Below are 14,051 nucleotides of genomic sequence, written 5' to 3'. Positions count from 1 at the left end.
CGTTCCTCCTTATAATTTTGTTCTCGTAAAACTTATTATACAGGATACGTCGCTGTTTTACTTCATACACATCTTTTGATTATAACTCGACCCGAAATCCAAAGTAGAAAGCATGCCATTGTTGACTTGCAAAATATTAAGGGTTTGCGGGATTTCGGGTTTGATTTCGCAGATTGCAAAGCTACAGGATTCTCCGCCCTTGGCCCGCCTATTGGCGAGGTCTCGCACAGCATAGTAGCGGACGAGATCTCACCATAGGTGGACACTGATTATGCAATAGACATAAAGGTTGTATTAATTCTAATTTGATAGTTTTACTTTGTTTTTAGGGGTATGATTCAAAAAAATAAACTATAAAAGTACATCTTAAAGCAGAAGAAGAGTGCAGTAAAGTTGATTTATCTGTGTCATCTCTCTTCTATCTGTGATATCAGACCCGGAATCCTCTCAATATTCGGGTCAGGTTTCATATTGTAAATTAATAGTTTTTGTGATAAAATCAATATAATTATACTTGATTTAAGGAAAAGGGATCAGAGATGTTTTTGAATAGAAAAACAGAAATCTTCTCTTTAATATGTATTATTGCTGGTTTTACTATTTTTGTAGTTTTCAGCGCAGGTTTTCCTGTCTTCTGTCTTGCTGAGAGTATAATTTCACAAAATGAACCGATAACAAAAGAAGAAAAACCTGTATTTGTTCCTGAAATAACCAATATTAATGTTGAAAAAAAGGAAATAACAGCAGAAGATTTAATAAAATTACTAAATGTTACTGAAGAAGGGACTATTCAAAGCAAGCAGATTCCTGTTTTAAATCCTCCTGTACAAAATATTACACCGGAATGGAAATTTACAGATAATTTTACTTTTTCTCCAATCGTACAGTTAAGCGATGTTACTCCGGAAATAGGCCCAATTGCTCCTGAATCAAAATCACTTTTAATATCAGGAGATTTGAACAATAAAAAAACCGACGTTGATGTTACACTAAAAGAAAGTATGCCTGAAGGTTTGTTTGGTAAAATTGGTGTTGATCTCCCTTTAGAGTCAAGGCTTGAAATTACAGGCAGAAAAGGTGTGTCAATTAATTATGGCAATGTAATTCGTACAAATCCTCCTGTAGGTGTCCCTGTGTCTGGCGGCAGTTCAGCCGGAGGAATTACAAGCGGGTTCTCTCTTACACAGGATTTACAGGTAAGATTATCGGGGACTGTCGGAAAAAGAGTAACAGTAAATGTTGATTATGATGATACAAAAGAACAACAAAGGGATATTTCACTTGTTTACAAGGGTGAACCTGATGAACTAATACAGCAAGCGCAATTCGGAGATGTAATACTATCTTTGCCAAATACAGAGTTTACCGGCTATAGTAAAAGTATTTTTGGAGGCGATATAGAATTAAAATATAAAAATCTGTCACTCAAGGCTATCGGAGCGCAAACGAAAGGTAAAACAAAAACTGTCAGTTTCTCCGGAGGTTATTCGCAGCAAAAACTGGATATCAGCGATACTTCTTTTGTAAAACAAAAGTATTTCAAACTCCAGGCCAACGATACGCATCTTCCGTTAACTCCGGGAACAGAGCAAATATGGATTGATGACTTAAATGGATACAATAATAATTATCCTCCGAATTATACTACTACGGGAGACCGAGGAGGAAAAGATATTACAATATATACACAGAAAACAGTATCTGGAAAATATTCACTTGATTGTCTGCATCCCGGTACAGATTATACGATTGATTATACTACAGGAATAATCACCTTTAATAGATCAATACAAACTAATTATGTTGTTGTAGTTGCTTATAAGTATTCTAATGGAACAATCAAACTCGGATATGATTCAAATGATATTTTTGATTTTGATGATTCTGCTTATACTTCGGATAGGGTTCTCCAACCATTATTGGGTGATGCTTCATATTATGACAGACAATTAATGAATTATTACGGGTTAGGAAACAAAAAAATTCTAAATCCTCAATATGATCCCGAATTTGTTTTTAAGATTTACGATCAAAATAATACAGAGTTGCCGATTACTAATTTTAGTTATTCCATGGATTTAGATAACGGACTGTTTTGTGTCAAAACATCTACAACAAGCTCGACAAATTATGAAAAACCTTTTGCCTTACCGACAAAACCTGATGCATATCCCACAAAAGATTCCGCTTTGACGCAGAACAGATATAAAATACATGTGGAGTATAAATATAAATTTAAAACTTATCAATTACCTAATTTTAGTATAGTTAAATATAGCGAAACATTGCTTATGGATGGAAATAAACTTTCCCGAGATGTTGATTATACAATTGACTATGATTCCGGTTTTATTTTCTTCTTTAATGAGGATAAAATAACAGATAAAACAAAAATCGATGTTACGTATGAATACATGCCTTTTGGTGGCGGTTTTCAAAGCAACCTTTTTGGAGTTAGAGCTGAGTTAAGGCTTGATCCTCTGTCGATTGGTTCAACATATTTATATACAGGCGGGCAGACGCCTATTGATGTACCTGCTGCCGGCTCTACACCCGCAAGTTTAGGTTTACTGGATATTGACGGCAAAATTTCTATTTCTCAAACGATGATCGATTCTGTTTTTGGAAGAATATTTTTCTTACCCACGGATATAAGTATATCCGCGGAAATGGCCAAAAGTACATATAATCCGAATATATTCCAATCAAAAACAGGTGAACCCGGAGTGGGGATGATTGACGGAATGGAAAGCTCGGATAATATAACAGGACTTGGAATAGACTATAATGCATGGTTTACTTCCAGTGTACCAACTGATCAAACGGCTACTTTAACGGATAACAACAGATATCTTATAAAAGATTTTTTATATTATGAAGAGTACAGTCATGACACTACGATAACGACCAAGAAGCAGATGCTAAAGATTGAATATAATCTGAATCCAGGGAATTGGGATTCAATAAGATATGTTATTTCTCCGAATGGTTCTGACTTTAGCAAATTTAAATATTTAGAAATATGGATGAATACAGACTGGTCAAAAGATGTTGACTTCAATGTTGATATTGGAACTATTTCTGAAGACATTAATAATAACGGTAAGTTAGATACGGAGGATACAAATGGTGATGGAGCTATAAATATTGGAGAGGATGTCGGTATATCCGTAAACACAAGTACAGGTTTCTCAACCGTTGGAGCCGGCAATAATAATAGCCAGAGGCCGAAGCCTGATACGGAAGATCTTAATAATAATGGAATATTAGAAGGTAACGATAAAGAGAGTTTTTTTAGATATTCTTTTAATACCGGAAGTATTCCTGCGTCAAATATAGCAAGCACTGTTGTTAACTCACTTGGCACCTGGAAATTGATAAAAATACCTTTACAGTTTGAAGCTCCTGTTACTCCTATCGGAAGTCCTGCACCTAATGCTTCTTTTGTAAAGCATGCAAGAATTTGGTTGAAAAGCGCGACGGGAGCTGCAAGTTCAATTTTGCTTGAATCAGTGCAGTTTTCCGGGAATAAATGGGAGCTAAAGGATTTAAACCCCGTGAAAACGTTAAATGTTAGAGCCGTTAATCAGCTGTTGGATAGTTCTTACATCCCGTTAACAGATGTTTTTTTTATTGCAAATACAACAGCTGATTTAAACAGAGAGCAATCACTCAGCCTGACGTATAGTTCTACAAATACCAGCGGTTTAACAATACCTTATGTTTATAAAAGTATATCAAAACCGATAAATTTCATGGAATACAGAAATATCAGGTTTGATATTTATAAAAAGAAAGCTACGACCGGTGATAAAATATTCCTTAGAATAGGAAGTGATGAGACAAGTTATTTGGAATATAGAGTCAGTCTGGACTCTGTTGCCGCCGGCTGGCAAACAATAACAATACCTATTTCCGGTCCGGATGATTCCGCTCATGCTGCAAGTTTTTATCTTAACAATGTAAAGGTTATAAGCCTTGGTGTTTTAAGTTCCGGCACCGATGGGGAAATCTGGTTAAATAATTTGAGATTGTCTGACCCCGATATTAAAGAAGGTTTGGCTTCTAGACTCGGCGGTACTGTAAGATTTGGAGATTTCTTTTCGACTACGCTTGATTATAAGAATATTGACAGCATGTTTAACTTCTTCGAAGATTCCAGTGTTAACTCCTCACTTGCGGTGTCTCAGACTTACGCCAGTGTAAAACAGAACCAGATGTATTATTCAGTATCCTCAAATTTAAAACTCGCAGATTTTATGCCTGTTAATATCACCTACAGAAGGGATGAAACAACAACAAAAGATACGGATAAAACCAACCCGAATTACATATCATACCCGGAAAAAGCAAGTGATAATTATGGAGCAGGAATGAATCTGTCTCTTTTTAATCCTCTGAATATAAATCTAAATGCGGCGTATAAAACTGAAGACATTCAATATTTGCCGGGAGCCGTAAGCACTGTTGATAATACCAGATCTAAGGTCTACAATTTATATTCAAGAGCGACCTATACTCTTCCAAATACTTTATTCGGACTTATACCTCTTGGTTCAAATAATTTTGAGGGTGAATTTAAATTTGCGGAAGATCAGATGAATCATTCGGTTGATCCAAGTAGAAATTCATATTCTATTATGCGGGAATCTTACGGAAAATGGAACGGCGGGTATGAATTACTATCAGGATTTAATATAAATCCGTTTTACCAGCTAAGACAACTTGATAAAAGAGGGAATGTAGCTGCCTATAATCCTTCTGTTGGGAACAGTAACACATCCTATCTTAATGATTTTGAGACCCAGACGCTCGGCAGAGGGGCAGGGCTTAATGTGGTATACAGTAAATTACCGGGATGCTCGCCAAAAGTAAATTATAACGCTACCGTCGACAGGGATTATAACGTAAATCAATTAAGAACCGGTACCTCTCTGGAAATTGCTTCTGATTTTAGACTTTCCGAATGGTTTGAATTTTTGGCTTCTGCTTCACCTTCTATTAATTTAAGTCATAGAATTTCTGCCAATGCTCTTTATGACAAATATGATAACAGCGCTTCCACAGCTCCAATTACGAATCTTACCGACTTGGATATCTGGGGTCTTGTACCTGCAGATGCATATTCCTTTAACAGCTCCCAGCTTATCACTGATACAGGCAGCGGAAGGTTTAAAATAGCAACAATAACCTTTAATCCCCGAGGCAGTATAAGTTACGAGGGAAACCGGCAGTCACAATTCCTGACAAAAACAAATGTTTATTCCCTTGGCAGCGGAATAAATATTGAAAATCCTCCTATTCCTCTTTTGAGCATACTCAACCTGACTAATCTTGATATGCAGTATGATTTTAAGAATATAGCAAGAAAAGATTCAAATGATAAGATCATCTCAAATTCTTTCTCTCATTCCGGTAACCTGACTATGCCATTCCGGGTTTCTGAAGCTTTCAACGGCTCCTTGTCTTTCTCAACAAATATTGAAGACAGGCTGGAAAATAACGTAATCTACATGAATAGGGCTTTTAATCCGGGAATCGACATTTATCAAAATTTAAATTTTTTAGATCCAATAAAACTTCCTGATTTTCTTTTTGGCGGAGCAATAATAAAAATTGAACAAACAATAAGGATTAATTATAAATTTAATCTGGCTATGACCAGAAACACTTCAAACAGTATAACGGTTTTATCAAATGTTAATACTGATAATTATATCGCAGGAGCCTTTATTCAGTACAGCTTTTCGAAAAACATCAGAGCTGATATAGGACTTCAATTTAATTATTTTGTGGACAATGTCTCAAATGTGAATAACTATTACGCGTACGGTTTAAATGTTAAAGTAAACGCGGTATTTTAATGAAAAATATATTTACGAATATTCTTGATTTAATATTCCCTCCGAGTTGTAAAACTTGCGGTAAAGTAATGAGAGGTGAGAGAAAAGTATGTTTTTGCAGAGAATGTTGGGATTCGATCAGGAAGATCAAAGATCCCTTTTGTCTTTATTGCGGGAAACAACTTATCTTGTCTGATGATCACTTTTGTGCGGATTGCTCCGTCAGGCGGCTTTCTTTTGTGGATAACAGATCCTCAGGAGTATATGAAGGTGTTTTGAAAGAAGCCCTGCATGAATTCAAATATAAAGGCAAGAAAAGTCTGGGAAAATATTTGGGTGAATTCATGGTTGCCTGTATCAGGGAAAACGGAGGCTGGAATGATATAGATTTGATAATCCCTGTACCAATATCAGATAGTAAGCGGGAGAAAAGAGAGTATAACCAGACTGAAATATTGGCTGAGTATTTAGGTGCGGAGTTTAAGATACCTGTAATAAAGAATGTATTAATCAGGTCCAAAGATACATTAGCTCAATATAAGCTTTCAAAAGAACAAAGATTTAAGAATATTAGCGGTGCTTTTAACGTAAAATACACCGAAAAAATCAAATGGGCGTCTGTTCTTCTTGTAGATGATCTTTTTACAAGCGGTGCGACCGCGGATGAATGCTCAAAAACGCTTTTAGGAGCAGGTGCAAGCCAAATAAGAGTCTTTACTTTAGCCCGCGGATTATAGTAAAATAAAGCTGCTTAAAGCATTACTTTAAAACGTAACTTGGAGACTAAATGAATATATCCTTACCCGGAGATGATTATTTACCGTCTACCGATGGAGCTGTTACTTCTATAAGAGCCTATGCAAAAGAGTACAGGAAGCTTGGACATCGAGTTTACATCCCTTGCCCTGAATATCCTGATTTAGTCAATACCTCGCAACTTTATAAAGATGAAGAGCCTGATATAATAAGATATAAATCTCATAAAGCCCCTTTTCCTCCAAAGTATCGTCTTACTTTTACCTGGCAGACTAAAATTGACTGGAAATACATGAATCTCGATATAATACATTCGCAATCACCGTTTCCGTTGGGATATCATGGAATAACCTGGGCAAGAAAACTCGGGATTCCAATTATTAATACATATCACACCTTATACCCTGAATATATTAACACCTATATGAATATTAAATGGCTGAAACGCCCTCTTTCCTGGATAACAAAACTATTTTCCAGGTGGGTACTGAATAAAGGGGATATGGTTATTTCTCCGTCTCCACAGATGAAGGATGCTCTAATTAAATACGGCGTTACTGTCCCTATTGAAGTTATGCCCACAGGAATAGATTTAGATAAGTTTGACAATCCGGATGGAGGTTCTTTTAGAAAAAAGTATAATATAAGCAAAGACGAAAAAATGCTTCTTTGTATGTGCCGTCTTGGCCGTGAAAAGAATATTAACTTCTTGATAGACGCAATGCCTCTGATACTAAAGAATATTCCAAATGCAAGGCTGGTAATTTCCGGAGAGGGCGTAGCCAAACAAGAGCTTGAAGATCAGGTGGAAAAACTTGGTATTGCCGACAAAGTACTTATCCTTAAATTTTTAAATCATAGAGATTGGGTTGATGCTTATGCTGCAGAGGACCTCTTTGTTTTTGGCTCAAAGACAGAAACCCAGGGTTTAGTTTTATTGGAAGCAATGTATTTTTATAAGCCTGTAGTGTGTATAGGTGAGATGGGTGTAATAGATATGCTGGAAGGCTTTGAAAAACAGACCGGCGGGTTTCTTACAAAAGATGATGTAAATGATTTTGCGAATAAAGTAAATTTGGTTCTTACCGATAAAGCTCTTTATGATAAGAAAGCATCGGAAGCTCATGCAAGAGCTATGGAGATGTCTTCAGAGAATATAGCAAAGAAAATGCTTGGAATATACGACAAAGTTATTGACGAAAATAAGAGGAAAAAAGCTGAAAAGAAGTAAGTTCTTAATAATAGCAGTTCTTGCTTTAATTTTGATCTTTGGAAATACGTCGTTTTTTTGCGACTGTAAGTTACTGGATCATTTGTCAACTGAAGTTGCTTTTCCTTTAAGACTGGATAGCGGGAGTGTTGTACCGCTTATAGAGGTATTATCTCTGGGTTCTGTTTGCTTTGTTTTTGATAAAACGTTAAATGAAAATTTAACCTCTTTACGATCTCAAAACCTGGATATTTTTAAAAATGCTGATATATTAGGAGATGGATATTTTACAATAGGTTCAGCTCTTGCAATGTATTTAATCGGCGGAGACAAAGAAAGAAAAACTGCTCTTAATATTGTCGAATCTTTTTTAGAAACTGGACTTGTAACAGGTGTAATTAAAATAGGCTTTGGTAGAAGAAGGCCTGATAGCGGATTTGATGAATTTACTTTTGAACCGTTTGGGTTGAAAAATGATTCTTTTCCGTCAGGTCACACTGCAGTGGCCTTTTCTACCGCTACGGTGCTTGCAAGTTCTTATGATATCGGAATAATAACATATCCTCTTGCGGCTTTGGTGGGTTTTTCAAGGATCTATAATGAAAAACACTGGTTGTCTGATGTTTTTTTGGGAGCTGTAATAGGAACTTTAATAGGGAATCTACATAATAATTATATCAAAGATGATTTTAGCGCGTACTTCGAATATAATGAGACAGGAATGTCTTTAATATTAATTAATAAATTTTAGAAGGAGGAACAATATTATGGCAACAAAAGTGGCAATAAATGGTTTTGGCAGGATCGGCCGTCTCGTAATGAGGGCCGCAGCGCAGAATCCTGAAGCTTGGAAGGATCTTGAAATAGTTGCGGTTAATGACCTTGCAAAAGCGGGTACGTTGGCGCACCTTTTCAAATATGATTCTGTGCACCGGACTTTTGCGGGAGAGGTTAAGAATACTGACAACTCTATTACGATCAATGGAAGGGAAATAAAAATTACCTCGGAAAAGGATCCTGCAAATCTTCCGTGGAAAGCTCTCGGTGTTGATATTGTTATAGAATCCACCGGAAGATTCACTGATAAAGAAAAAGCAGTTGCGCATATCTCCGCGGGAGCAAAAAAAGTTATCATTTCCGCCCCTGCAAAGAATGAGGATATTACTATCGTTCTTGGCGTAAACGAAGGAAAATATGATCCGGCGAAGCATCATATTATTTCTAATGCGTCTTGCACTACCAATTGTTTGGCTCCGATGGTAAAAGTACTTATTGACAGCTTTGGTGTAAAAAGAGGGTTGATGACCACTATACACTCTTATACCAATGACCAGAGGATTTTGGATTTCGAACACAGCGACTTAAGAAGGTCAAGAGCTGCTGCACTTTCTATGATTCCTACCAGCACCGGTGCGGCAAAAGCGGTCGGGTTGGTATTACCCGAAATGAAAGGCAAACTTACCGGTTTTTCTATGAGAGTACCGACTCCTAACGTTTCTGTTGTGGATCTGGTAGCCGAGCTTGGAAAGAATGCCACAACCGAAGAAGTAAATGCAGCCCTTAAAAAAGCTTCAGAAGGTCAGATGGGTAAGTATCTTGAATATTGCGACAAACCGCTGGTTTCGATCGATTTCTGCGGTAATCCGAAATCTTCTATCATTGACGCAATGTCAACAATGTCAATAGAAGGTAACATGGTAAAAGTTCTTTCCTGGTATGACAATGAATGGGGCTACTCTAATAGAGTAGTTGAGCTTTCCCAGATGGTAGCAAAGAAACTATAATAACTAATATAGTAAACGGTTATCCCCGTGCAGGCCTTAAAACCTGCTCGGGGCTAACGTAGGTAATACAAATAAAATAACTAAGATTTAAGTTCTAAGCACTAAACAAAAAAAAATATTTAAGCACTAATTATTAAACAAAGAAAGGCGGAAAGGTTGTAGTTTAATGATTAAAAATTGATTCTTAGTAATTGTTTAGGATTTAGAATTTAGTTATTAGTGATTGATTTTTAGGGGGACAACATGGAAAAGCTTTCAATAAGGGATATTAATGTAAAAGGCAAAAGAGTTCTTGTTAGAGTTGATTTTAATGTACCTCAAGATGAAAATATGCAAGTTAGAGATGATACCAGAATAAGAGAAGCTTTAGTTACTATAAAATATATTATTGATAACGGGGGAAAAGCAATACTTGTCTCTCATCTCGGAAGGCCTGACGGAAAAATAGTTGAAAAATTAAGAATGGCTCCGGTTGCCGCAAAATTACAGGAACTTTTAGGTAAACCTGTTCTGACTGCAAAAGATTGTGTCGGAGAAGAAGTTATAAAAATAGTTAGCGGGATGAAGGACAGAGATGTTCTACTCCTTGAAAATGTCAGATTCCACGCCGAGGAAGAAGAAAATGATCCTGCATTTAGCAAACAACTTGCCGATCTGTGTGATATATATGTTAACGATGCTTTCGGGACTGCGCATAGAGCTCATGCCTCAACTGAAGGCGTTACAAAATTTGTAAAACAGGCTGCAGCCGGCTTTCTAATTGAAAAAGAGATTAAATATCTGGGGATGGTTCTTGAAAATCCCACAAGGCCCATACTTGCGATAATCGGCGGAGCGAAAATATCATCCAAGATTGATTTACTTAATAATCTTATAAGTAAAGTTGACAATCTGATAATTGGCGGAGGAATGGCATATACTTTTATGAAGGCACAGGGAAAAGGAATAGGAAAGTCCCTGCTTGAAGCCGATAAAGTTGAAGTAGCAAAGGATATTCTCGAAAAAGCTAAAACAAAAGGCGTTAATATATATCTTCCGGTAGACCACATTGTTTCGAGCACAAAAGATAATCCTCATAACATTGAATGTGTTAATGAAATACCTGACAATATGATCGCTTTTGATATCGGGCCTAAATCCATAGCTGAATTTGAAAAAGTTGTAAAAATATCAAAAACTATATTTTGGAACGGTCCTCTGGGCTTGTTTGAAGTTGATGCTTTCGCAGCCGGCACTATTGCAATAGCAAAAGCAATTGCAAACAGCGGAAATGTGTCTGTAGTCGGAGGCGGGGATTCTGTTTCTGCCATTAAAAAAGCGGGAGTAAAAGCAAAAATAACCCATATTTCTACGGGCGGAGGAGCTTCACTTGAATTTATTGAAGGAAAAGAGCTTCCCGGTATAGCGGCTTTAATAAATAAATAATATTATGGGAAATCAAAGATTTCCTGAATGGTTAAAAAAAAGGTTCCCAAACAACAGCAAATATAATGAAACTTACAATTTATTAAAGAAAAGCGGCTTGTCTACGGTTTGTGAGAATGCAAGATGCCCGAATATAGGCGAATGTTTTTCAAAAAAAACAGCTACTTTCTTGATTTTAGGGAATGTTTGTACCAGGGGTTGCTTGTTCTGTGATATAAAGATCGGTAAACCCGGTCTGCCGGATCCAGAAGAACCAAAAAAAGTTCTTAGTGCGGTAGAAAAACTTGGACTTAACTATGTAGTTATAACCTCGGTCACTAGAGATGATCTGCCTGACGGGGGTGCAGAGCATTTTAAAAGAGTTATAAATGCTTTAAAAAAGCTGAAAGGACTAAAGATAGAAGTTTTAATACCGGATTTTAACGGAAATACCGGTGCTCTGGAAAAAATTGTAAAGGCGAAACCTGTAGTTATAGGTCATAACATTGAAATGGTAAAAGAGCTCTACGGGGCTTTGAGACCGAGTAACGCTCAATATGAAAAATCTTTAAAGGTCTTAAAAGAATTAAAAATACTTGATCCGGATTGTATCACAAAAAGCGGTTTTATGGTGGGGCTTGGAGAAACTGACGAACAGATCTCGGCCCTTATTGACGATATATGTGCCACAGGGTGTGATATTCTAACGATTGGACAGTATTTACGGCCTTCGAAAGGAAGGGCGGAAGTAAAGGAGTTTGTCTGTCTCGGACGTTTTGAAACTATGAAACAGGAAGCCTTGTCAAAAGGTTTAAAAACTGTTTATAGCGGGCCTTTTATCAGGAGTTCTTACAGAGCGCTAGATTTGTATAAGGAAACCAAACATGAATAGTTTACAGAACGTAAAATTTATACTGAGCACTAAAGTCAGGCTTGCGGGGTTGAAATGAGCCTGGCCGTTGTAGGTTCGATTGCTTTAGATACGGTGATTAATCCTTTCAAAAAAGCTGTGGATGTTCTTGGAGGGTCCGGAACGTATTTTTCTTATGCTGCAAGTTATTTTAACAGGGTAAAGCTTGTCGGAGTTGTCGGTAAAGATTTCCCTGCTAAACATCTGCAAAGCATGAAAAAACGTAATATTGATTTGGAAGGCCTCACCACCGCTGACGGATTGACTTTCAGATGGACGGGTGAATATAAATTTGACATGAATATAAGGGAAACAAAGAAACTTAATCTCGGCGTATTTGCCGATTTTAAACCGCGATTACCGGAATCCTATAAAAAAGCTAAATATTTATTTCTTGGCAATATTCATCCGGCTCTTCAGCTTGATGTGCTAAAACAGATGAAGGCCCGGCCAAAAATAGTTGCCTGCGATACAATAGACTTTTATATTAAGACGGATTATAATAACCTGCTTAAAGTCTTAAAAAATGTTGATATTTGTTTCTTTAACGATTCTGAAGCCAGAGAAATCTCGGGAGAATCTAACCTTTTTAAGGCCGGTAAAAAGATTTTAAAACTTGGCCCCAGAATGGTGGTCATAAAGAAAGGCGAACACGGATGTATTATTATATCTGACAGTTGGCATTTTCTTGCACCTGCATATCCTCTTGAAAGTGTCTTTGATCCGACAGGCGCCGGAGATTGTTTTGCCGGAGGCTTTATGGGATATATCTCTTCCGTTAATAAAATAAACGAAGAAGAAATAAAAAGAGCGCTTATTTTTGGAACAGTTACTGCTTCCTACTGCGTAGAAGATTTTTCTATTGACAGGTTCCTAACTTTAAATATGGCAAAGGTAAACGAACGTTTTAGGGATATAAAGAAGTTTACACACTTTGAAGCTTTCTAAAGAGGGATTATTATGTTTGAACAGTCAAAAAGAATAAAAAGCTTACCGCCTTACGCGCTTGGCGCGGTTAAAGGCCTTATGCAGGAAGAAAGAGCTAAAGGCATCGATGTCATTGACCTTGGAATGGGGAATCCTGACAAACCGACGCCCCAGCATATAGTTGATAAACTTTGCGAAGTGGCAAGAGACCCAAAGGCCCATAGGTATTCCGTTTCCAAAGGACTTTCCGGTCTTCGAAAAGCTGTTTCTTACAGATATAAAGAGGACTTTAACATAGATCTTGATCCTGAAAGTGAAGTAATAGCTACTATAGGTGCAAAAGAAGGGATCTCGCATCTTGCGATGGCTTTACTTGGTGACGGAGATCAGGCGCTGGTGCCTAATCCGACATATCCTATACATCTTTATTCAATTGTAATAGCAGGCGGCAAGGTTATCAGCATGCCTCTTTTAAAAGAGAACAATTTTGTAATTGATCTTAAGAAGATCAAAATGGATCAATATTTTCCCAAACCAAAAGTTTTACTTCTTAGCTATCCTCATAATCCCACTACGGCAACAGTTGATCTCAAATTCTTTGAGGATGTTGTAGCTTTTGCCAAACAGGAAAACCTTATAGTTATCCATGACTATGCGTATAAAGATCTCCATTTCGACGGTTATAAACCTCCGTCTTTTTTACAGGTAAAAGGGGCAAAAGATGTCGGAGTGGAGTTTTACTCTTTAACAAAGTCGTACAATATGGCAGGCTGGCGTATTGCATTTTGTCTGGGTAACCCGAAAGTAATATCTGACCTTGCAAAGCTAAAAGGTTATATGGATTACGGTATTTTTACGCCTATTCAAGTGGCAGCTATTACGGCTTTAAAAGGTGACCAAAAATGTGTTGCTGAAATAGCGGATGTTTACCGGGTACGGCGTGATGTTCTGATTGACGGTCTGGGAAAAGCCGGTTGGAATATTCCTAAACCTAATACTACAATGTTTATTTGGGCGGAAATTCCCGAGAAGTTTAAAAGTATGGGTTCCGTCGAATTCAGTAAGTTAATATTGCGTGAAGGTGCTGTAACAGTTTCTCCGGGTATAGGGTTTGGAGAGTACGGGGAAGGTTATGTCAGGTTCGCTCTCGTGGAAAACGATGAAAGAATTAAACAAGCGGTTCGCGGGATAAGAAAAGTGCTGGAAAGAAAATGAAT

The 14,051-nt window shown here is 37.2% G+C and carries 9 protein-coding genes; all 9 read left to right on the top strand.

The window, feature by feature from the left end; genetic code table 11:
• Nucleotides 1-539: 539 nt before the first annotated feature.
• On the top strand, nucleotides 540-5,864 hold the full coding sequence (locus A2536_05660) for a hypothetical protein (GenBank protein ID OGF45024.1): 5,325 nt from the start codon (nucleotides 540-542) through the stop codon (nucleotides 5,862-5,864).
• Nucleotides 5,864-6,580: a hypothetical protein gene (locus tag A2536_05655; GenBank protein ID OGF45023.1), complete on the top strand. Its 717-nt coding sequence runs from the start codon at nucleotides 5,864-5,866 to the stop codon at nucleotides 6,578-6,580. Before A2536_05660 ends, A2536_05655 begins: the two co-directional genes overlap by 1 nt.
• A 50-nt stretch (nucleotides 6,581-6,630) precedes the next feature.
• Entirely contained in the window at nucleotides 6,631-7,830 is a 1,200-nt protein-coding gene (locus tag A2536_05650) for a hypothetical protein (protein OGF45022.1), read from the top strand.
• Nucleotides 7,772-8,560: a hypothetical protein gene (locus A2536_05645; protein ID OGF45021.1), complete on the top strand. Its 789-nt coding sequence runs from the start codon at nucleotides 7,772-7,774 to the stop codon at nucleotides 8,558-8,560. The genes A2536_05650 and A2536_05645 overlap by 59 nt, the downstream gene beginning before the upstream one ends.
• A gap of 16 nt (nucleotides 8,561-8,576) precedes the next feature.
• Nucleotides 8,577-9,593 carry a type I glyceraldehyde-3-phosphate dehydrogenase gene (locus tag A2536_05640; protein ID OGF45020.1) on the top strand — a complete coding sequence of 339 codons (1,017 nt, stop codon included), beginning with the start codon at nucleotides 8,577-8,579 and terminating at the stop codon, nucleotides 9,591-9,593.
• A gap of 243 nt (nucleotides 9,594-9,836) precedes the next feature.
• Nucleotides 9,837-11,018: a phosphoglycerate kinase gene (locus A2536_05635; GenBank protein OGF45019.1), complete on the top strand. Its 1,182-nt coding sequence runs from the start codon at nucleotides 9,837-9,839 to the stop codon at nucleotides 11,016-11,018.
• A 4-nt stretch (nucleotides 11,019-11,022) separates the two neighbouring features.
• Entirely contained in the window at nucleotides 11,023-11,889 is an 867-nt protein-coding gene (locus A2536_05630; protein ID OGF45018.1) for a lipoyl synthase, read from the top strand.
• A gap of 54 nt (nucleotides 11,890-11,943) precedes the next feature.
• Nucleotides 11,944-12,855 carry a sugar kinase gene (locus tag A2536_05625; protein ID OGF45017.1) on the top strand — a complete coding sequence of 304 codons (912 nt, stop codon included), beginning with the start codon at nucleotides 11,944-11,946 and terminating at the stop codon, nucleotides 12,853-12,855.
• Nucleotides 12,856-12,867: 12 nt separating this feature from the next.
• The gene (locus A2536_05620) at nucleotides 12,868-14,049 is read left to right on the top strand and encodes an alanine transaminase (GenBank protein ID OGF45016.1); all 1,182 of its coding nucleotides are present in this window, start codon (nucleotides 12,868-12,870) and stop codon (nucleotides 14,047-14,049) included.
• Nucleotides 14,050-14,051: the final 2 nt, after the last annotated feature.

Source organism: Candidatus Firestonebacteria bacterium RIFOXYD2_FULL_39_29 (assembly GCA_001778375.1).
Classification (GTDB): Bacteria; Oederibacteriota; D2-FULL-39-29; order D2-FULL-39-29; family D2-FULL-39-29; genus D2-FULL-39-29.
Note: the sequence above shows the minus strand (reverse complement) of the source record. Positions and strands in the feature narration are given on the sequence as shown.